Annotated in this window: 19 protein-coding genes; all 19 read right to left on the bottom strand. The window is 73.8% G+C overall.

Going from position 1 to position 19454, the window contains the following annotated elements:
- Window positions 1-138: 138 nt before the first annotated feature.
- The gene (locus IE331_RS05350) at window positions 139-447 is read right to left on the bottom strand and encodes a DUF2469 domain-containing protein (protein ID WP_192141160.1); all 309 of its coding nucleotides are present in this window, start codon (window positions 445-447) and stop codon (window positions 139-141) included.
- Window positions 444-1178: a ribonuclease HII gene (locus IE331_RS05345; protein ID WP_192141158.1), complete on the bottom strand. Its 735-nt coding sequence runs from the start codon at window positions 1176-1178 to the stop codon at window positions 444-446. Before IE331_RS05345 ends, IE331_RS05350 begins: the two co-directional genes overlap by 4 nt.
- Entirely contained in the window at window positions 1175-1984 is an 810-nt protein-coding gene (gene lepB, locus IE331_RS05340) for a signal peptidase I (RefSeq protein WP_201931118.1), read from the bottom strand. Before lepB ends, IE331_RS05345 begins: the two co-directional genes overlap by 4 nt.
- A gap of 49 nt (window positions 1985-2033) precedes the next feature.
- Entirely contained in the window at window positions 2034-2384 is a 351-nt protein-coding gene (rplS, locus tag IE331_RS05335) for a 50S ribosomal protein L19 (RefSeq protein ID WP_192141156.1), read from the bottom strand.
- 276 nt (window positions 2385-2660) lie between these two features.
- The gene (trmD, locus tag IE331_RS05330) at window positions 2661-3863 is read right to left on the bottom strand and encodes a tRNA (guanosine(37)-N1)-methyltransferase TrmD (RefSeq protein WP_192141154.1); all 1203 of its coding nucleotides are present in this window, start codon (window positions 3861-3863) and stop codon (window positions 2661-2663) included.
- 10 nt (window positions 3864-3873) lie between these two features.
- Window positions 3874-4446: a ribosome maturation factor RimM gene (gene rimM, locus IE331_RS05325; RefSeq protein ID WP_192141152.1), complete on the bottom strand. Its 573-nt coding sequence runs from the start codon at window positions 4444-4446 to the stop codon at window positions 3874-3876.
- A gap of 105 nt (window positions 4447-4551) precedes the next feature.
- Complete coding sequence (locus tag IE331_RS05320) at window positions 4552-4794, bottom strand: RNA-binding protein (protein WP_192141150.1); 243 nt, start codon at window positions 4792-4794, stop codon at window positions 4552-4554.
- A 4-nt stretch (window positions 4795-4798) separates the two neighbouring features.
- The gene (rpsP, locus tag IE331_RS05315; RefSeq protein ID WP_192141148.1) at window positions 4799-5344 is read right to left on the bottom strand and encodes a 30S ribosomal protein S16; all 546 of its coding nucleotides are present in this window, start codon (window positions 5342-5344) and stop codon (window positions 4799-4801) included.
- A 218-nt stretch (window positions 5345-5562) separates the two neighbouring features.
- Window positions 5563-6636, bottom strand: coding sequence for an amidohydrolase family protein (locus IE331_RS05310; protein WP_192141146.1), 1074 nt, complete (start codon window positions 6634-6636; stop codon window positions 5563-5565).
- Between the two features lie 28 nt (window positions 6637-6664).
- Window positions 6665-7468: a class I SAM-dependent methyltransferase gene (locus IE331_RS05305; protein ID WP_192141140.1), complete on the bottom strand. Its 804-nt coding sequence runs from the start codon at window positions 7466-7468 to the stop codon at window positions 6665-6667.
- A gap of 21 nt (window positions 7469-7489) precedes the next feature.
- Window positions 7490-7873: a hypothetical protein gene (locus IE331_RS05300; RefSeq protein WP_192141138.1), complete on the bottom strand. Its 384-nt coding sequence runs from the start codon at window positions 7871-7873 to the stop codon at window positions 7490-7492.
- Window positions 7870-9438 (bottom strand): signal recognition particle protein, encoded by a 1569-nt coding sequence (gene ffh, locus IE331_RS05295; RefSeq protein ID WP_192141136.1) that lies wholly within the window; start codon window positions 9436-9438, stop codon window positions 7870-7872. Before ffh ends, IE331_RS05300 begins: the two co-directional genes overlap by 4 nt.
- A gap of 104 nt (window positions 9439-9542) precedes the next feature.
- Window positions 9543-11783, bottom strand: a complete 2241-nt coding sequence (locus tag IE331_RS05290) for a [protein-PII] uridylyltransferase (protein ID WP_192141134.1) — start codon at window positions 11781-11783, stop codon at window positions 9543-9545.
- Window positions 11784-11910: 127 nt separating this feature from the next.
- Window positions 11911-12249, bottom strand: coding sequence for a P-II family nitrogen regulator (locus IE331_RS05285; RefSeq protein WP_192141132.1), 339 nt, complete (start codon window positions 12247-12249; stop codon window positions 11911-11913).
- The gene (locus IE331_RS05280) at window positions 12246-13589 is read right to left on the bottom strand and encodes an ammonium transporter (RefSeq protein WP_201931116.1); all 1344 of its coding nucleotides are present in this window, start codon (window positions 13587-13589) and stop codon (window positions 12246-12248) included. Before IE331_RS05280 ends, IE331_RS05285 begins: the two co-directional genes overlap by 4 nt.
- Window positions 13590-13780: 191 nt before the next feature.
- A complete protein-coding gene (gene ftsY, locus IE331_RS05275) occupies window positions 13781-14950 on the bottom strand; it encodes a signal recognition particle-docking protein FtsY (RefSeq protein ID WP_192141130.1) in 1170 nt (389 codons plus the stop codon).
- Between the two features lie 63 nt (window positions 14951-15013).
- The gene (locus IE331_RS05270) at window positions 15014-15250 is read right to left on the bottom strand and encodes a hypothetical protein (RefSeq protein ID WP_192141128.1); all 237 of its coding nucleotides are present in this window, start codon (window positions 15248-15250) and stop codon (window positions 15014-15016) included.
- 109 nt (window positions 15251-15359) lie between these two features.
- Complete coding sequence (locus tag IE331_RS05265; protein WP_192141126.1) at window positions 15360-15812, bottom strand: acyl-CoA thioesterase; 453 nt, start codon at window positions 15810-15812, stop codon at window positions 15360-15362.
- The gene (smc, locus tag IE331_RS05260; protein WP_192141124.1) at window positions 15809-19372 is read right to left on the bottom strand and encodes a chromosome segregation protein SMC; all 3564 of its coding nucleotides are present in this window, start codon (window positions 19370-19372) and stop codon (window positions 15809-15811) included. Before smc ends, IE331_RS05265 begins: the two co-directional genes overlap by 4 nt.
- Window positions 19373-19454: the final 82 nt, after the last annotated feature.

The raw sequence follows: 19454 nt of genomic DNA, 5'->3' as shown, positions 1-19454 counted from the left end.
CTGACCTCCTGCGACCAGCCTCGCGCAGCGCTCCGCCCCCGTGCCGTGCCGGCCGACCGGCCCTGTGGAGGACGGCTGCGGGTCCGCCGCCTGTGGACGGGACCCGGCCCGGGTGGGCCTCGGACGGTCAGGGAACCGTCAGGACTTGGGCAGGTCGATGTCGGCCGCGGCCAGCTCCTCGACGTTCACGTCCTTGAAGGTGAGCACCTTGACGTTCTTGGCGAAGCGGGCCGGGCGGTACATGTCCCACACCCAGGCGTCGGTCATCGAGACCTCGAAGAAGACGTCGCCGCCCTCGGTCCGGGCCTTCACGTCGACCTGGTTGCACAGGTAGAAGCGGCGATCGGTCTCGACGACGTACTTGAAGATCGCGACGACGTCGCGGTACTCCCGGTAGAGGTTGAGCTCCATCTCGGTCTCGTACTTCTCGAGATCCTCGGCACTCATGACGCCTCCTCCGGGGTCGCGGGACGGGACCAGCCTAGGCGGTGCCGCGATCCCGCAGGCACCGGACCGGCCGAGGGCTCGGCCCCGGCCGCCCGGCGCACGTTGACGAACCTCATCCGGTGCTCCGGGGACGGGCCGTGCGCCGCGAGTCGCTCGGTGTGCAGGTCGGTGACGTAGCCCTTGTGCACCCGGAACCCGTACGCCGGGTAGGTCGCGTCCAGGCCGACCATGATCCGGTCCCGGGTCACCTTGGCCAGCACCGACGCGGCGGCGATGCAGGCGGCGACCCGGTCCCCCTTCCAGACCGCCAGCCCGGGCACGTCCAGGCCGTCCACGGCGAAGCCGTCGGTCAGCACGTAGCCGGGCCGCACGTCGAGCCGGCTCACCCCGCGTCGCAGCGCCTCGAGGTTGGCGACGTGCATCCCGAGACGGTCGCACTCCTCCGCCTCGACCACGACCACCGACCAGGCGACCGCCCGGCGGACGACCTGCGTGTAGCACCGCTCCCGCGCCCTCTCGGTGAGGAGCTTGGAGTCGGCCAGCCCGGGGACGATGCCGGCTCGTCCCTCGGGCAGGATCACCGCCGCCGCCACGAGGGGTCCGGCGCAGGCTCCGCGCCCGGCCTCGTCGACGCCGGCGACCGGGGCCAGGCCGGCCCGGCGCAGCGCCCGCTCGTAGCCGTAGAGGCCGGCGTCACGCCGTACCGTGGAGCCGCGAGGGAGACCGGTCACGGGCTGTCGGGGACGTCCTCGAAGACGTCGGGGCGGGTCACGTGGTCCCACCGGTCCCGCGGCCAGACCAGGGCGAAGACCTTGCCCACGACGTCGTCGACCTTCACCAGCCCACGGGTGGGCGGACACTGCTCGGCCTCCGGATCGGCACACATGCGGGCCGTGGAGTCGGCGCTGTTGGCGCGGTTGTCGCCCATCACCAGGAGGTACCCCTCCGGGAGCGGGCCGGCGTCGAGCGAGCAGTCGATCATGGGCGCCGCGCACGACGCCCCGGACTTGACGTAGTCGGACTCGTCGAGCGTGACGCCGTTGACCGACAGCCGGCCCTGCTTGTCGCAGCAGACCACCTCGTCGCCACCGACGCCGATGACCCGCTTCACCAGGTGGCCGCCGGTGGGGTAGAGACCCACCTTGGCCAGGGCCTTGGAGACCAGCGTCGTGGGGCCCTGGGTGTCCTCCGGGCCGAGCCAGCCGCCCGGGTCCTCGAACACGATCACGTCGCCGCGGTCGGGACCGTCGTCCCCCCAGTAGGAGACCTTCTGCACCAGGATCCGGTCGTTCTGCACCAGGCCCGGCTCCATCGACTGCGACGGGATGTAGAACGCCTGCACGAGGAACGCCTTGATCACGACCGCCAGCACGAGGGCGATCCCGAGCAGCAGGATCGACTCCTGCCAGATCGGGAGCTGCTTGCGCTTCCCCTTGCCCGACGCGGGCTCCGAGACAGTGCTCACCGGGGACCTCGACTCCTCACCGTGCGCGGGACGCTCGCCGCGTGACGGCGGGTCGTCGTGGTCTGGGCTCACGCGCAGAGCCTAACGGCGCGCCCCACATCACGGGGGCGCACCCGCCGACTCAGGACTCGCGGCGCTCCTTGATCTTGGCGGCCTTGCCGCGCAGGTTGCGCAGGTAGTAGAGCTTCGCCCGGCGCACGTCGCCGCGGGTGACGACCTCGACCTTCTCGAAGATCGGGGAGTGCAGCGGGAAGGTGCGCTCGACGCCGACGCCGAAGGAGACCTTGCGGACGGTGAAGGTCCGGCCGACGCCGGAGCCCTGGACCCGGATCACGACGCCCTGGAACACCTGGACGCGGGCCCGGTTGCCCTCGACCACCTTGACGTGGACCTTGATGGTGTCGCCGGCGCGGAAGTCCGGGACGTCGTCGCGCAGGGTGGCGGCGGACAGCTCGTGGATGACGTTGGTCATGGCGCACTCCTCGCGGTCTGCCACAGGTCATCCGCGGAAATCGTTCGACGGTCTCTCGGTCGGCCCGGTCGGGTGGCCGGCGGCATCCGGTCCCCCTGTGGCAGGAGCGGGATGCAGACCCCCCGGCCGTCCTCCTCGCGGAGCCCCGGGCGGTCCTTCGGCCGACTGGGCCGAGAGCCGAGTTTGCCACACCACTCCCCCACCCCGGAAATCCGTCGGTGGTCCCGGACGTCCGACCCCCTGATCCGGCTCGGGAAGGGTGTCGCACGTCCGGGACTATCCGGAGCGGCGGGGTTTGGTGAGGGTGAGGATCAGGGGCGGGGATCCGGTGCCGCCGGGGGTCCGGGACCGGTAGCCGGCTCGGCGGTAGAGGCGGGTGCCGGACTCGTTGCCCCCGGCCACGAACAGGCGGTACGTCGTCACCGACGGCGGTGCCGCCGCCTCGGCGTGCTCCAGGAGCAGGCGACCCAGCCCGCGGCCGCGCAGGTCGGGGGCGACCATGAGCATGCTGAGGTGCCACACGGTGCCGTCCTGGAGCAGCTCGCACCGGATCGTCCCGACCAGCCGCCCGGCCGCCCGGAGCACGAACCCGGTGGCCCCCCCGGTGCGGCCGAGCAGCGCCTCGCCGAGCACGTCGAGGGGCTCCCTCAGGTCGGGGTCGACGCAGGCCCACTGCAGGGTCTGGATCTCGCCGAGGTCCGCGGGCCGGGCCGTCCGGAGCTCCAGCTCCCCCAGCTGCCCGAGGGCGCCGTCCGCCCCGCCCACCGAGGGGCCCGACGCCAGCCGGCTCGGGTGCGCCAGGTCGGGACGGCGCTCCGCGGTGCGCTGCAGGGCCTGCTCGTGCCGCCACGCCGCGATCGCCGCGTGGTCGCCGGAGAGCAGCACCGCCGGCACGTCGCGGCCCCGCCAGCTGGCCGGCCGGGTGTAGACGGGGTACTCCAGCAGCCCGTCGGCGTGCGACTCCTCGGCCAGGGACTCGGGGTTGCCCATGAAGCCGGGCAGCAGCCGGACCACGGCCTCGATGATCGCCAGCGCGGCCACCTCGCCGCCGTTGAGCACGTAGTCGCCGAGCGAGACCTCCCGGACCTCCGCGACCCGCTCCGTCTCGGCGAGGTGGTCGAGGACCCGCTGGTCGATGCCCTCGTAGCGCCCGCACGCGAACACCAGGTGCTCCCGCTCGGCCAGCTCGGCAGCCATCGCCTGAATGAACCGGGCGCCGCTTGGCGTCGGCACCACGACGGTGGGGCGCGTGTCGGTGGCCAGCGCGTCCAGCGCCTCCCCCCACGGCTCGGGCCGCATCACCATGCCGGCCCCGCCGCCGTACGGCGTGTCGTCGGTCGTGTGGTGCCGGTCGTGGGTCCACTGCCGCAGGTCGTGCACCCGCAGGTCGAGCAGACCGCCGCCGCGCGCCTTGCCGGGCAGCGACAGCTCCAGGGGCGCCAGGTAGTCCGGGAAGATCGAGACCACGTCGATCCTCATGCCGACCCCCTCACGACTCGTCCTCGAACGGCGTGACCAGGCCCGGACGGTCGGCCACGACCACCCGCCCGCCGGCCAGGTCGACCTCCGGCACCAGGGCGGTCACGAACGGCACCAGCGCGTCCCGGCCGTCGGGGGTGCGGATCTCGAGCAGGTCCTGGGCTCCGCCGTGGACGACGCGGCGCACGACCCCGAGGGCGGCCCCGTCGGGATCGACGGCCTCGAGGCCGATGAGCTGGTGGTCGTAGAACTCGTCGGGGTCCTCCGGCACGGCGTCGGCGGGCACCCGCAGGCTCAGCACGATCCCGCGGGCGGCCTCGGCGGCGGTCCGGTCGGGGATCTCGGCGAACCTGGCCAGGAGCGTCCCCTGGTGCCAGCGGGTGGCCGCCACCGTCAGGCTGGTGAGCCGGCTGGCCGCGCCGGTCGGCGGCTGCGCGCGCAGCGTCGTCCCGTCGGCGAAGCGGCGCTCCGGCTCGTCGGTCCGGACGTCGACGGTCAGCTCGCCGCGCAGCCCGTGCGGCTTGCCGAGCCGGCCGACCACGACCTCGATGTCGCCCGCGAGTCGGTCATCGTCGGGGACCATGTCCTCGCCCGCCTCCTCCGTGGTGGTGCCCGGGGTGGCCCGGGACGGCAGAACGGGTGCCGCCCCGGCGGGGACGGCACCCGTTCACACGTGTGCTGGTGCCGGTCAGCGCTGCCGGTCGACGTCGACGAAGTCGATCCGCGCACCACCGCGGCCGGCGAGGGCCGAGATGACGGTGCGGAACGCCGACGCGGTGCGGCCGCCCCGGCCGATCACCTTGCCGAGGTCGTCGGGGTGCACCCGCACCTCGAGGAGCGAGCCGCGACGCAGCTGCTTGTCGCGGACGGTGACGTCGTCGGGGTTGTCGACCACGCCCCGGACCAGGTGCTCGAGCGCATCCGCCAGCATCGGCTCAGGCCTCGCTGGTCTCGGTGGTCTCGGCGGCCTCGGCCTCGACGGTGGCGCCCTCGGGGGTCTCGGACGCGGGCACCTCGGCGGGGGCCCCGCTCTTGTCCTCGGCCTTGTCGCCAGCCTTGCTCTCGGCGGGGGCCTCGGCCTTGTCGTCGGACTTCTTCTTGTCGGCCTTCTTGGTGACCGCGTCGCCCTTGGCCTGGCTGCCGGCCTCCTTGAGCGCCTCGTTGAAGATCTCGAGCTTGTCCCGCTTCGGCTCGGCGGTGCGCAGGGTGCCCTCGGCGCCCGGCAGGCCCTTGAACTTCTGCCAGTCGCCGGTCACCTTGAGCAGCGCGGCGACGGCCTCGGAGGGCTGGGCGCCCACGCCGAGCCAGTACTGCGCCCGCTCGGAGGTGACGTCGATGAACGACGGCTCCTCCTTGGGGTGGTACTTGCCGATCTCCTCGATCACCTTGCCGTCGCGCTTCTTGCGCGAGTCGACGACGACGATGCGGTACTGCGGCACGCGGATCTTGCCCATGCGCTTCAAACGGATCTTGACGGACACGTCTGGGGTGTCTCCTCGGAAGTTGTGTGTGGGTGAGGACGCCGGGACCGGGTGGGGACCAGGTCGACGACCTCGGCGGAACCTGCGGCACCCGGATGAGAGGGTCCGCGCGCGCAGGACTCAGCGTCCGATTGTGCCAGACGCCCCGGCCGCCGCAGAAATCGGGCGGGCCCGCCCGACGGGCCCCGGCTCGGGCCACCCGGCTCAGGTCATCAGGCTCAGGCCACCACCCGGCCGCGCAGGACGACCCGGGCCGGCGTCCGCAGCACCGTGAGGTCCTCGAGCGGGTTCCGGTCGTAGACGACGAAGTCGGCCGGCGCCCCCTCGTCGAGGCCGGCGTTCCAGCCGAGCCACTCCCGCGCCCGCCACGAGGCCGCGCCCAGCGCGTAGTCGGCCGGCATGCCGTAGGCGGCCAGCTCCAGCACCTCCCCGGCGATGCCGCCGTGCGGCAGGACTCCCCCCGCGTCGGTGCCGGCGTAGAGCGGCACCCCGGCCTCGTAGGCGGACATGATCACCTCGCGCCGGGAGGCGTGCAGCGACCGCATGTGCTCGGCGTACGCCGGGAACCGCGCCTCGCCGGCGTCGGCGTACGCCGGGAAGTTGTTCAGCTGCATGACCGTCGGCACCAGGGCGATCCGGCGCTCGGCCATGACGTCGACCAGGTCGGTGGAGAGCCCGGTGCCGTGCTCGATGCAGTCGATCCCGGCCTCGATGAGCATCGGCAGGACGGTCTCGCCGAAGCAGTGCGCGGTCACCCGCGCTCCGTGCTCGTGGGCGGCGGCGATCCCGGCCGCGAACGCCTCCGGGGGGAACGACGGCGCGAGGTCGCCCTCGTCCCGGGAGATCCAGTCGCCCACCAGCTTGACCCAGCCGTCGCCGCGCCGGGCCTCCCGGACGACGTGGTCGGGCAGCTCGTCGGGCTCGACCTCGTGGGCGTAGTTGCGGATGTAGCGCTTGGTGCGGGCGATGTGCCGGCCGGCGCGGATCAGCCGGGGCAGGTCCTCGCGGTCGTGCACCCAGGCGGTATCGGCGGCCGAGCCGCAGTCGCGCAGGAGCAGCGCACCGGCGTCGCGGTCGGTCACCGCCTGCTCCTCGGTGGTGGCCTCGTCGACGGCGCCGGACTCGTCGAGCCCGACGTGGCAGTGCGCGTCGACCAGGCCGGGCACGATCCAGCCCTCGCCGCCGGACTCGGCCGAGGCGGGGCCGTCGTGGGTGATGCGCCCGTCGACCACGAAGAGGTCGCGGGGCTCGCCGTCGGGCAGGACCGGTCCGGAGAACCTGAGAGCAGTCATGGCGACGACGCTATCGCGGGCCCGCGCCTCAGGGCGCGGCCCGCGACCGACCGACGTAGCGGATGCCGGTGGCCCGGACCAGTCCGGCGTCGATCGCCTGCCGCTCCTCGGCCTCGGTGATCCCGGCCAGGTCGGCGAACAGGTACGGCGTGCGGTCGAGGCCGGTCCGCTCGAGGTGCCGGTCGAGGGCCGCCACGATGTCCTCCCCGGCGTGCAGCCCCTCCTCCCGGGCCCACTCGGCCAGGTAGCTCTCCCACGGCCGACCGGAGGCCAGCCAGGCCTCCTGGTGGTGCCGCAGCCAGGCACAGGGGTCCTGGTCGCCGTGCCCGTGCTGGTGCCCCTCACCCTGCTCGTGCTCGTGCTCGTGCTGCCCGTGCTCGTGCTGCCCGTGCTGGTGACCCGCCTCCGGCTCGGGCAGCCGGTCGAAGCCCCAGCGGGCGGTCGGTTCGTCGAACCGCTCCCGGGCCCACTCGATGACGACGACCACGCCGCCGGGCACCAGGGTGTCGGCGACCCGTCCGATGACCCGGTCGAGGTCGGCCACGTGGTGCAGCGAGGTGCAGGCCACGACCACGTCCACGGGCTCCGGGGGGTGGTGGTCCTCGAACTCGACCTGTCGGTACGCCGCCCCCTCGGGGCCGTGCGGATCCACGCCGACGGCGTCGTGGCCGGCGGCGAGCAGGAACGGCACGAACCCACCCAGCGGCCCGCAGCCGATCTCGAGGACCCGGGCAGGGGCCGGCGGCAGGTGCGCGCGCAGGAACGGCCACTGTGCCGCGAGCCAGCGCGAGCCCTCGGTCGGACCCTCGGGCGGATCGGGGTCGTCGCTCATGCGGCCGACGCTACCCCGGGGTCAGCCCATCAGGTCGAGGAGCCAGCCGGGACTCATCGCCCGTGCGCCGAGCTGCTCCACCCGGCCGCGCAGCACCCGGTCGGCGGTGATCACGGTGACCGTAGCGCCGGCCTCGACCGCGGCCCGCGCCTCGGCCTGGATGGTCGCGTCCCCGTCGCGGGGCGCGTGCACCGTGCGGACGTGGGTGTCGGTGCCGGCCGGGACGCCGCCCTTGGCGGCACCCTCGAGGACCAGCACGACCCGGTCGTGCGGGAGGTCGGCCACGAGCAGCCGCTCGTGCAGCCGACGGGCGGCCCCGGCCCGGTCCCGCCACCAGCCGTCCGGGCGGCTGCCCACGACGTTGGCCGCGTCCACCACCAGCACGCTGGCGGGGGCTCGGCTCACTTCAGGAACTTCGAGAAGTCCTGCGGCAGCTCGAGGTTGGCGGCCGCCTGCTCGTAGTCGACCTCTTCGGTCGCGCCGAAGGGGTTGCCCGAGCCGCCGGAGGCCTTGGCCTCCTGCGCGGCCTTCCGCTGCTGGGCGGCCTTCGCCGGGTTGCCCGAGACCCGCTTGCTCTTCGCCTTCTGGGACTTTCCCGGCTTCCGCTTGCCGCCACCGGCGCCGGCCCCGGGCATCCCCGGCATCCCGGGCATCCCCGGCATCCCGCCGCCCTTGGCCATCTGCTGCATCATCTTCTTCGCCTCGAAGAACCGGTCGACGAGAGTGTTCACGTCGGAGACCTGGGTGCCCGAGCCCCGGGAGATCCGCAGCCGCCGGGAGCCGTCGATGAGCTTCGGGTTGTCCCGCTCGCCGGGCGTCATCGACTGGATGATCGCCTGGATCCGGTCGATCTCCCGCTCGTCGAAGTTGTCGAGCTGGTCGCGGAACTGACCCATCCCCGGCAGCATCCCCATGATCTTCGACAGGGAGCCGAGCTTGCGGATCTGCTGCATCTGCCCGAGGAAGTCGTCGAGGGTGAAGTCCCCGGTGCCGGCCAGCTTCTCGGCGGCCTTGAGCGCCTGGTCCTGGTCGAAGGACTTCTCGGCCTGCTCGATCAGCGTGAGCATGTCGCCCATGTCGAGGATCCGGGAGGCCATCCGGTCGGGGTGGAACAGGTCGAAGTCGGTCATCTTCTCGCCGGCTGAGGCGAACATCACCGGCTTGCCCGTGACCGAGGCGACCGACAGCGCGGCACCACCGCGCGCGTCGCCGTCGAGCTTGGTGAGGACGACGCCGTCGTAGCCGACGCCCTCCTGGAAGGCCAGCGCCGTGCTGACCGCGTCCTGGCCGATCATCGCGTCGACGACGAAGAGCACCTCGTCGGGCTGCACGGCGTCGCGGATGTCGGAGGCCTGCCGCATCAGCTCCGCGTCGACGCCGAGCCGACCCGCGGTGTCCACGATGACCACGTCGTGGAGCCTCCGCCTCGCCTCCTCGATGGAGGCACGGGCCACGCCGACCGGGTCGCCGACGCCGTTGCCGGGCTCCGGGGCGAACACCGGGACCCCGACCCGCTCGCCGTTGACCTGGAGCTGGTTGACCGCGTTCGGTCGCTGCAGGTCGCAGGCCACCAGCATCGGCGACTTGTCCTGGTCCTTGAGCCACAGCGCGAGCTTCGCGGCCAGGGTCGTCTTGCCGGCGCCCTGCAGGCCCGCCAGGAGGATCACGGTGGGCCCGGACTTGGCGTACCGCAGCCGGCGGGTCTCCCCACCGAGGATCGACACGAGCTCCTCGTTGACGATCTTGATGACCTGCTGCGCGGGGTTCAGCGCGCCGCTGACCTCCTCGCCGCGGGCCCGCTCCTTGACGGCCCCGACGAACTCCTTGACGACCGGGAGCGCGACGTCGGCCTCGAGCAGCGCGATCCGGATCTCGCGCGCGGTGGCGTCGATGTCGGCATCGGACAGCCTGCCCTTGCCCTTCAGGCTCTTGAAGGTGTCGGCAAGCCGGTCGGAGAGTGTGGCGAACACGTCGGATCCTCGGGTCAGGTGCAGTCGGGTGCAGTCACAGGGCGGTCGGTCCAGCCTAACGGGGGCGCTCGGCCCGGCACGAACGGCGTACGGCGCGGAGCCGGTCAGGTCTCGAGCAGGACCGTGGCCAGCAGAGCCTCGCGGACGGCGTGCGCGGCGTCCGCGGCCCGCTCGTCGGCCAGCGCCCCGGCCCCGGTCTCCTGGACGTAGAACACGTCGACGGCCTGCGGGCCGAGCGTCGACACGTGCGCGGAGCGGACCGAGATCCCGAGCCGGGCCAACGCCTCGCACACCAGGTACACCACCCCGGGACGGTCGTCCATCCGGACCTCCAGGACGGTGGCGGTGCGCGAGGCCTCGGGTCGGACCGCGACGGTCGGCTCGAGCCGGCCGGCGGCCGGCCGGGACAGCCGTGCCCTGGCATCGACCCTGCGGTCGACGATCGCGGCCATGCGCTGCCGCAGGACCGCGACGTCCAGGGCGTCGTCGGCCACGTCCCACACCGAGACCCCGAACCCGTCGTGGGTCCAGGCCCGAGCCGCCCGCACCGAGGTCCGCTGGAGCGCGAACAGCGCGGCCGCGTCCGCCAGCAGCCCGACCCGGTCGCCGGAGACCAGCCGCACGCGGGCCCCGCTCTCCTCCCCCTCGAGCGTGACGGCGACCCGGGCGGGGTCGGCGCGCACCTCGGGCGGCACCGGCAGGTCCGGCTCCCCGGGGTCCGGCTCGGTGCCGTCGTCGCTCCGGGCCAGCCACGTGTGGCACCGGCCGACCAGCGTCCGCACCAGCCCCGCGCGCCAGGAGGACCAGGCCTTGGCCGAGGTCGCCCTCGCGTCCGCCTCGGTGAGCACGCTGAGCAGCGAGAGGGCCTCGGCGTCGGGCACCCGTCCCAGCACGTGGTCGACGGTCGCCCGGTCGTCCGGGTCGCGGGTCGTGGCGACCTCGGCCAGCAGGAGGTGCCACCGGACCAGCGTGGCCACCAGGTCGGCCGCGTCCGGCTCGAAGCCCATGCGGGTGGCGACCGCCCGGGCGATCGGCGCCCCGGCCTGGCTGTGCTCCCCCAGCCCGCCCTTGCCGATGTCGTGCAGCAGGGCGGCGACCATGAGCACGTCGGGGCGGGCGACGGAGCGGATCAGCGCCGAGGCCTCCACGCAGGTCTCGACCACGTGCCGGTCCACGGTGAACCGGTGCACCGGGGAGGCGTGCGGCAGCGAGCGGATCCGCTCCCACTCCGGCAGCAGCGACTCGAGGGCGCCGGTCTCCTCCAGGGTCTCCCACACCGGGAGCAGTCCCCGGCCCGCGGCGAGCAGGCGCACCAGCAGCTGCCGGGCGCCGGGGGGCCAGGGATCGGGGAGCGGTCGGCCCTCCCGGGCCAGCCTGGCGGCGGTGGGAGGGGACAGCACGATGTCCCGCTCGGCGGCCTCCGCGGCGGCCCGCAGCAGCAGCAACGGGTCCTCCGCGGGCCGGGCCCGGGAGTCGAGCACGACCTCACCGGAGGCGACGGCCAGGCCCGGGGCGATCGGCTCGAGCGCGGGGCGTCGGGGGCCCGGCGAGGTCGGCCCCGCCAGCACGGAGTCCACCCGCCGCCAGGTCAGGTGGGAGATGTGGGTGACCCGACGGCCCAGCTCGCGCACGTGCACCTGCGCGGCCAGGGCGTCGGCCACGCCCAGGCCCTCGGCCAGGGCGTCCCACGCCTCGGGGGCGACTCGGTCGCCGGCCCGACCGGCGGCGTCCTGCACGAGGTCGCGCACGTCGAGCAGCGACTGCCGGCAGCGCTCCAGGGCGACGTGCGGCGCATCGACCAGCCAGGTGGCGACCAGCGCCTTGAGCACGGTCGCGTCCCGCAGGCCACCGGCCGCCTCCTTCAGGTCCGGCACCGAGACGTGGGCCATCTCCCCCATGAGCTCGTGCCGCTGCCGGACCATCCGACGCAGCTCGGGCAGGCGTCTGCGGGCGTCGCGTCGCCACTGCGCGAGCAGGGTGGCCCGCAGGCGCAGAGTCAGGTTGGGGTCACCGGCCAGGTGCCGGGCATCGAGCAGACCGAGCGCGACCCGCAGGTCCGCGTCCGCGGCGTCGACGCACTGCGAGACCGACCGCACCGAGTGGTCGAGGACGGTGCCGGAGTCCCAGAGCGGGTACCAGACCTTCTCGGCCAGTCCGCCCGGCTCGGTGCCGTCGTCGTGCACCAGCACCACGTCCAGGTCGGAGTGCGGGGCCAGCTCGGCCCGGCCGTAGCCACCCACGGCGACCAGCGCCACCCCGACCTCGGGCCCGCCGAGATCGGCGTACGCCGCCGCGCAGAGCCGGTCCGCGGCCGCCGCACGCCGGGCCCGGTCCTCGGCGCTCACCGTCGGGCCGCCTCGGCGCCGGGAGGCGCACCGGCCGTGCTGACCAGCTGCACTGGTCCCCTCCTCAGGTCACGACTCCCGGGCCGACCCTGTGCGGGTCGGCCCGGGAGCCTGCGATGGGGCTGCCTCAGATCGCCGACTCGTCCCGGTCCCCCGTCCGGACGCGAACGACGGTCTCGACCGGGCTCACCCACACCTTGCCGTCCCCGATCCGTCCGGTGGCCGCGGTCTTCACGACGATGCCGAGCACGTCCTCGGCGTCGGCGTCGTCGACCACGATCTCGATCCGGATCTTCGGGACCAGGGCGATGTCGTACTCCGCCCCGCGGTAGACCTCCGTGTGGCCCTTCTGGCGCCCGTAGCCGCTGACCTCGCTGACGGTCATGCCCGTCACGCCGAAGGTCTCGAGGGCCTCGCGGACGTCCTCCCACTTGTGCGGCTTGATGACCGCGGTGACCAGCTTCATGCCTTCGCTCCTTCCGTGACGGTGGACGTGGCCGGGCTCGGGGAGCCCAGGCCTCGGCGGCTGCCCGAGGTGCTGGCGAAGTCGTAGGCCGACTCACCGTGCTCGGCGAAGTCGATCCCCTCGACCTCGTCCTCCTCGTCGATCCGCCAGCCCATCGTGTACTTGATGGCCAGCCCGACCACCAGAGTGGCCACGCCTGCCCACAGCATGGCGTACAGGGCGACCACGACCTGGACGACGAGCTGGCGCACGCCGTCGCCGTAGAGCAGGCCGCCCGAGGTGGCCAGGAAGCCGATGCCGATCGTGCCCACGAGGCCACCCACGAGGTGGACGCCGACCACGTCGAGCGAGTCGTCGTAGCCGTAGCGGTACTTCAGGCCGACCGCCAGGGCGCACAGCGCGCCGGCCACCGCGCCGAGCACGATCGAGCCGACCGGGCTCAGGTTCCCGCAGGCAGGGGTGACGGCGACCAGTCCGGCCACGATGCCCGAGGCCGCGCCGAGCGTGGTGCCCTTGCCGTCCCGGATCTTCTCCACGACCAGCCAGCCGAGGAGCGCCGCACAGGTGGCCAGCGTGGTGTTCAGCCAGACCAGGCCGGTCTCGGTGGTGAACTGGGTCAGGTCCGCCTCGCCGCCGGTGCCGTCGACGAAGACGATCGAGCCGACGTTGAAGCCGAACCAGCCGAACCACAGCAGGCCGGCGCCGATCATCGTCAGGACCAGGTTGTGCGGCTTGATCGGCTCCTTGCCGAAGCCCTTGCGGACGCCGATGAGCAGGGCCAGCACCAGACCGGCGATGCCGGCGTTGATGTGCACCACGGTGCCGCCGGCGTAGTCGATCGGGGCGACCGCGGCGCCGCCGTCACCGGAGAACATCAGGTCGGCGAGCCCGTTCTCGACGCCGCTGAGGAAGCCCCCGCCCCACACCTGGTGGGCCAGGGGGAAGTAGGACAGCGTCACCCAGACCGGCACGAACACCAGCCAGGCGGAGAACTTCACGCGGTCGGCGATCGCGCCGCTGATCAGGGCCGCGGTGATGACCGCGAAGGTCATCTGGAAGGCCACGAAGACGTAGTCCCCCGGAGCCGTCCCATTGAGGCCGAACTGGTCGAACGGGTTGGCGAAGACCTTCGCGACCTCGCCCTCGCCGTAGGTCATCGACCAGCCCCACAGGGCGTAGACGATGCCGACCACGGCCAATGCGCTGAACGACATCATCATCATGTTGAGAACCGACTTCGACCGACTCATGCCGCCGTAGAACAACGCCAGTCCGGGCGTCGTCATCAGCAGGACGAGTGAGGCCGACACCAGCATCCAGGTGTAGTAGCCGTCGTACACGGGACCTCCAGGAGGTGCATCACACGAGATTCGGAGCGCGGGCCCGCGTGCCGACGACGGTGTCGGCACGAGGTGGTCCCGCCAGTGGTGCAACCCTCGCGGCGGCAGGTTTCGCGGTTCGGGCGCCCGTGTAACGCCCAGGGAACGAAGTCGGCGACGGTGTTACGGCCGTGTGAACCGGGTCGGGCGACTCAGCCGAGCAGGGCGTCGACGAACGCGCCCGCGTCGAAGGGCGCCAGATCGTCGGGGCCCTCCCCCAGGCCGACCAGCTTGACCGGCACGCCGAGCTCGCGCTGGACGGCCACCACGATGCCGCCCTTGGCCGAGCCGTCCAGCTTCGTGAGCACGATCCCGGACACGTCGACCACCTCGGAGAACACCCGCGCCTGGACCATGCCGTTCTGCCCGGTGGTGGCATCGAGCACCAGCAGCACCTCGGTGACCGGAGCCTGCTTCTCGATGACCCGCTTGACCTTCCCGAGCTCGTCCATCAGGCCGGCCTTGTTCTGCAGCCGACCGGCGGTGTCGACCAGGACCACGTCCATGGACTCGTCGACGCCGCGGCGCACCGCCTCGAACGCCACACTGGCCGGGTCGGAGCCCTCGGGGCCGCGCACGACCGGCACCCCGACCCGTTCGCCCCACGTCGCCAGCTGCTCGACCGCCGCGGCCCGGAAGGTGTCCGCGGCCCCGAGCAGGGCCCGGCGGTCCTCGGCCACCAGGATCCTGGCGATCTTGCCGACCGTGGTGGTCTTGCCGGCCCCGTTCACGCCGACCACGAGCACCACGCCGGGCTTGCCGTCGGCCCCGCTGATCGAGAGCCGCCGGTCCATCGTCGGGTCGACGAGGGCGACCAGCTCCTCGCGGAGGACCTCCCGCGGGGTGGTCCCCTCGTTGCCCTCGACCCGGAGCCTGGTGCGCAGACGCTCCACGAGCTCCTGGGTCGGCGCGACCCCGATGTCGGCGGTCAGCAGGGTGTCCTCGATGTCCTCCCAGGTGTCCTCGTCGAGCCGGTCCCGGGACAGCAGGGCGAGCAGTCCCCGCCCCAGCCCACCCTGGGAGCGGGAGAGCCGCTGGCGCAGCCGCACCAGCCGGCTCGCGGTCCCCTCCGGGCGCTCCAGCGTCGGCGCGGCCGCGCCGGGGCCCTCCCCCGTCTCGGGGGAGACGGCCGGCTCCGGGGGACGGACGGTGTCGGTGTCCGCCTCCGGCGGCGCCACGGTGTCGGTGGCACCGGGTGCCGCTGTCCCCTCGCGGCCGCGGCGGCGGGCCCGGGTGCGGCCCGAGACCAGTCCGGCGACGCCCAGGAGGCCGACGACGGCCACGCCGATGATCAGGAGGAGCCAGTCACCCAGGAAGTCCATGCGGCCATCCAACCAGAGGCCGACCAGCGGGCCCGGGGTCGGCCCGGGCGATGTCGAGCGGGGTCAGCGCCCCTGCTGCTGGGACTGCCGAGCCTGCTGAGGCTGCTGGGCGCGACCGGAGCCCGCGGCGGGCCGGGTCTCCTCCTCGAGCCTCGGCAGCGAGGCCACTCCTCGTCGCATCGCCTGTCCCACCCACGGCGCGGCCGGCACGTCCCGGCCGCGGTGCGGGTAGGCGACGTACAGCACGACCACGGAGGCGAGGACCAGGATCCCCAGCATCGCCAGAAGGAGCATCAACACGTGGAGTTCACCTCGAGAGTAGGGGGCACACCGAGCCTGCCACGGCGCGGTACCCGTCCAGACCACTCGCGACGCGGGATGTGATCCACCTCACCTCGCGTGCGGGAGCTCAGGCCCGCAGCAGTGGCGTGACCGCGTCCCGCACCAGCTCGGGCATGGGCGTCGCGGGCCGGGCCGGGTCCCGGTTGTCGACGTAGACGTGGACGAAGCGCCCCTCGGCCGCGGCCACCGCCCCCTCGCCCGCGGGGTCGCCCTGGAAGAGGCCGATCCGGTACACGACCGACGAGCGGCCGACCCGGTCCACGACCAGCCCGGTCTCGATCGGTGCGGGGAAGCCGAGCTCGCGGAAGTAGCGGCACGAGGTCTCGGCGACGACGCCGATCTGCGGCAGGGCCCGGACGTCGGTCCCGGTCGCCTCGTAGAGGTGCGCGTTGACCGCGGTGTCGAAGATCTCGTAGTAGGTGGCGTTGTTGAGGTGGCCGTAGGCGTCGTCGTCGCGCCACCGGGTGGTCACCGTCCGCCAGGCCACGTAGTCGTCGCGGGTGGGCCGCTCCGGCCTCACGCCGGCTCCGCCTCCCGCAGCCGCTGGCTGATCACCGCGGACACGCCGTCGCCGCGCATCGTGACGCCGTACAGCGCGTCCCCGACCTCCATCGTCCGCTTCTGGTGGGTGATCACGAGGAGCTGGGAGTTCTCCCGCAGCTCCTCGTAGATCTCCAGCAGCCGACCGAGGTTCGTGTCGTCCAGGGCGGCCTCGACCTCGTCGAGGATGTAGAACGGCGAGGGACGGGCCTTGAAGAGCGCCACCAGGAACGCCACGGCCACGAGCGACCGCTCGCCCCCCGACAGCAGTGAGAGGCGCTTGACCTTCTTGCCGGGCGGCCGGGCCTCGACCTCGATGCCGGTGTTCAGCATGTCCGAGGGGTCGGTGAGGACCAGCCTCCCCTCGCCGCCGGGGAAGAGTCGCGCGAAGACGTGGTCGAACGCGGTCCGGACGTCCTCCCAGGCCTCGGTGAAGACCTGCTGCACCCGGGCGTCGACCTCGTGGACGATGTCGAGCAGGTCCTTGCGGGTCTTCTTCAGGTCCTCGAGCTGCTCGGTGAGGAACTTGTGCCGCTCCTCCATGGCGGAGAACTCCTCGAGCGCCAGCGGGTTCACCTTGCCGAGCATCGACAGGGACCGCTCCGCGGCGCGGAGCCGCTTGACCTGCTCCTCGCGCACGAACGGCACCGGGTCCGGCGGATCCTCGCCGTCGGCGACCTCGCCGCTGAACGGCACCAGGACGTCCGGCCCGTAGTCGGCGGCCAGAGCGTCGGCGTCGAGACCGAGCTCCTCGAGCGCCCGCTCCTCGAGCTGCTCGATCCGCATCCGCTGCTGGGTGCGCGCCATCTCGTCGCGGTGCACCGAGTTCACCAGCTCGTCGTGCTCCCGGCCGAGGTCGCGCAGCCGGCCACGGGCGGTGAGCAGCTCCTGCTCGCGGGACGAGCGGGCCCGCTCCACCTCGGCGCGAGCCTCGGCGGCCCGGGCCACCGAGCGCTCCAGCCGGTCCAGGACGACCACCACGGCGGCACCCACCGCCTCGGCGGCACGCCCCTCGCGCTCGAGTCGCTCCCGGCGGGCCGCGGCCCGGGCCCGGGCCTCGCGCTCCTGAGCCGCCGCCCGGCGCAGGCCCTCCGAGCGCCCGTGCAGGGCGCGGGCGCGCTCCTCGGAGGTGCGCAGCGCCAGCCGGGCGTCCATCTCGCCGGCCCGGGCCAGCCGGGCCTCCTCGGCGAGTCGCTCGCGGGCCTCGGTGTCGGGCTCCGCGGCGTCCGCGTCCGCGCCGTCCTCGGCGGAGGCCAGCCGGGCCTCGAGGTCGGCCAGCCCGGCGAGGTCGCTCTCCCGGGCCTCGCGGGCCTGCGCCACGGCCCGGTCCAGCCGGTCGATCTCCCCCCGCGCGGCCCGCGCCTGGGAGCCGTACTGGCCCAGCTCCTCGGCCACCGCGGCCAGGGTGGCGTCGGACTCGTGCAGCCGTGCGAGCGCGACGTCGACCCGCTTCTGCGCCTCGAGCCGCTCGGTCTCGAGCCGGGAGGTCTCGAAGCCCAGCCGCTCGCCGGCCGCGGTGGCCTCCGCGAGCATCCGGGCGGCCTCGTCGACGGCCGCCTGGATCTCGATGAGCGACGGCTGGGCGGTGCTGCCGCCAGCCGCGAAGTGGGCTCCGAGCAGGTCTCCGTCGCGGGTCACGGCCGTGACGTCGGGCAGGTCCGCGACCAGGGTCCGGGCGGCGGGCAGGTCGTCGACGACGGCGACCTTGAACAGCAGCCGGGCCAGCGCCGAGCGCAGCTCGTCGGGGCACTCGACCACGTCGACGGCGTACGTCGCGGCGCCGGGAAGCCCCGGCCAGTCGGTGTCGGCCTCGGGTCCGCCACCGAGGAGCATGCCGGCCCGACCGAGGTCGTCGCCGCGGAGGTGGTCGATGGCCCGCATCGCCGCGCCGGCGTCGGCGACCGCGACCGCGTCGGCCGCCGAGCCGAGGGCGCCGGAGACGGCCGCCTCGTAGCCGGACCGGACCGAGAGCAGGGCGGCGACCGAGCCCAGCAGCCCGGAGACCGGGTCGGAGGCGGCCAGCAGCGCACCGGCCCCGTCCTTGCGGTTCAGCCCCATCTCGAGCGCCTCGGCCCGGGCGATCAGCGCGGACCGGTCCCGGTCGGCCTGGCGAGCCTCCTCGTGCGCCTTCGCGAGCCGCTCCTCGAGGTCGTCCAGCGCGCCCACGGCCGCCTCGTGCTCGGCGTCGAGGCCCTCCTCGCCGGCGTCGAGACCGGCCACCCGGGTCTCCAGGACGGTGTAGTCGCGCTGTGCCCGCTCGGCCCGGGCCTGCGCCTCCTCGCGGGCCAGGACCAGCCGGCCGATCTCGTCGTCGGCGGCGGCGGCCCGCGACTTGAGGGCGTTGACCTGTCCGTGCAGCCGGGCCAGCCCCTCCCGGCGGTCGGCGGCGGCCCGTTGCAGGCCGGCCACCCGCCGCTCCTCCTCGGCCGCGGCGTCCTCCGCGGCCCGTCGGGCGGTCACGGCCCGGTCCATCGCCGAGCGCTGCGCCTCCAGCTCGGCGGAGATCGCGGCCTCCTGCTCGGCGACCCGGGCTGCCTCCGCCTCGAGCTCCTCGGGGTCGCGGGCGCCGGGCTGGTCGGAGTCCTCGGAGGTGGCCGCGGCGTTGCGCACCCGCTCGTGGGCCAGCGACTGGGTGCCCCGCAGCCGCTCGCGCAGCCCGGAGAGGGCGTACCAGGTCTCCTGGGCGGCGGCGAGGGCCGGCAGGTCCTCACGGAGGGCCGCCTCCAGGGCCGCCTCCTGCTCGCGGGCCGCGGCCAGGTCGGCCTCGACCTGCTCGCGGCGGGCGAGCAGCACCGACTCGTCGGCCATCTCCTGCTCGAGCGCCGTGCGGGCTCCGACCAGGTCGTCGGCGAGCAGTCGGGCCCGGGCGTCGCGGACGTCGGCCTGGACGGTCGCGGCCTTCCGGGCCACCTCCGCCTGCCGGCCCAGCGGCTTCAGCTGGCGCCGGATCTCGCTCAGCAGGTCCCCGAGCCGGGTCAGGTTGCCCTCGGTCGAGTCCAGCTTGCGCAGCGCCTTCTCCTTGCGCTTGCGGTGCTTGAGGACGCCGGCCGCCTCCTCGATGAACCCGCGCCGGTCCTCGGGGGTGGCGTGCAGGATCGAGTCGAGCTGGCCCTGGCCGACGATGACGTGCATCTCCCGGCCGATCCCGGAGTCGGAGAGCAGCTCCTGGACGTCGAGCAGCCGGCAGGACTGGCCGTTGATGGCGTACTCCGAGCCGCCGTTGCGGAACATCGTCCGGCTGATCGTCACCTCGGCGTACTCGATCGGCAGCGCGCCGTCGGCGTTGTCGATGGTCAGCTGGACCTCGGCCCGGCCCAGCGGCGGCCGGCCGGACGTGCCGGCGAAGATGACGTCCTCCATCTTGCCGCCGCGCAGCGACTTGACGCCCTGCTCGCCCATCACCCAGGCCAGGGCGTCCACTACGTTGGACTTGCCCGAGCCGTTCGGCCCCACGATGCAGGTGATCCCCGGCTCGAGCTGGAGGGTCGTGGAGGAGGCGAAGGACTTGAACCCCTTCAGGGTCAGGCTCTTCAGGTACAACGCGGGGCTCCTCAGCTACTCGTCGCACCCCGCTCCCGGGATGCCTCGTGCCGTGCCGACCGGCCGATTGTTCCAGCAGGTC

The organism is Nocardioides donggukensis (genome assembly GCF_014842875.1).
Classification (GTDB): domain Bacteria; phylum Actinomycetota; class Actinomycetes; order Propionibacteriales; family Nocardioidaceae; genus Nocardioides; species Nocardioides donggukensis.
The sequence above is the reverse complement of the archived record's forward strand: the minus strand, read 5'-3'. Positions and strand labels throughout refer to the sequence as shown.

What these genes read in the sequence shown, in the direction of transcription:
- rplS (WP_192141156.1), bottom strand. Translation starts at nt 2,384, where the DNA reads ATGACCAACGTCATCCACGAGCTGTCCGCCGCCACCCTGCGCGACGAC.
- rimM (WP_192141152.1), bottom strand. Translation starts at nt 4,446, where the DNA reads ATGGTCCCCGACGATGACCGACTCGCGGGCGACATCGAGGTCGTGGTC.
- IE331_RS05285 (WP_192141132.1), bottom strand. Translation starts at nt 12,249, where the DNA reads ATGAAGCTGGTCACCGCGGTCATCAAGCCGCACAAGTGGGAGGACGTC.
- ftsY (WP_192141130.1), bottom strand. Translation starts at nt 14,950, where the DNA reads ATGGACTTCCTGGGTGACTGGCTCCTCCTGATCATCGGCGTGGCCGTC.
- trmD (WP_192141154.1), bottom strand. Translation starts at nt 3,863, where the DNA reads ATGAGGATCGACGTGGTCTCGATCTTCCCGGACTACCTGGCGCCCCTG.
- IE331_RS05320 (WP_192141150.1), bottom strand. Translation starts at nt 4,794, where the DNA reads ATGCTGGCGGATGCGCTCGAGCACCTGGTCCGGGGCGTGGTCGACAAC.
- IE331_RS05350 (WP_192141160.1), bottom strand. Translation starts at nt 447, where the DNA reads ATGAGTGCCGAGGATCTCGAGAAGTACGAGACCGAGATGGAGCTCAAC.
- IE331_RS05310 (WP_192141146.1), bottom strand. Translation starts at nt 6,636, where the DNA reads ATGACTGCTCTCAGGTTCTCCGGACCGGTCCTGCCCGACGGCGAGCCC.
- IE331_RS05305 (WP_192141140.1), bottom strand. Translation starts at nt 7,468, where the DNA reads ATGAGCGACGACCCCGATCCGCCCGAGGGTCCGACCGAGGGCTCGCGC.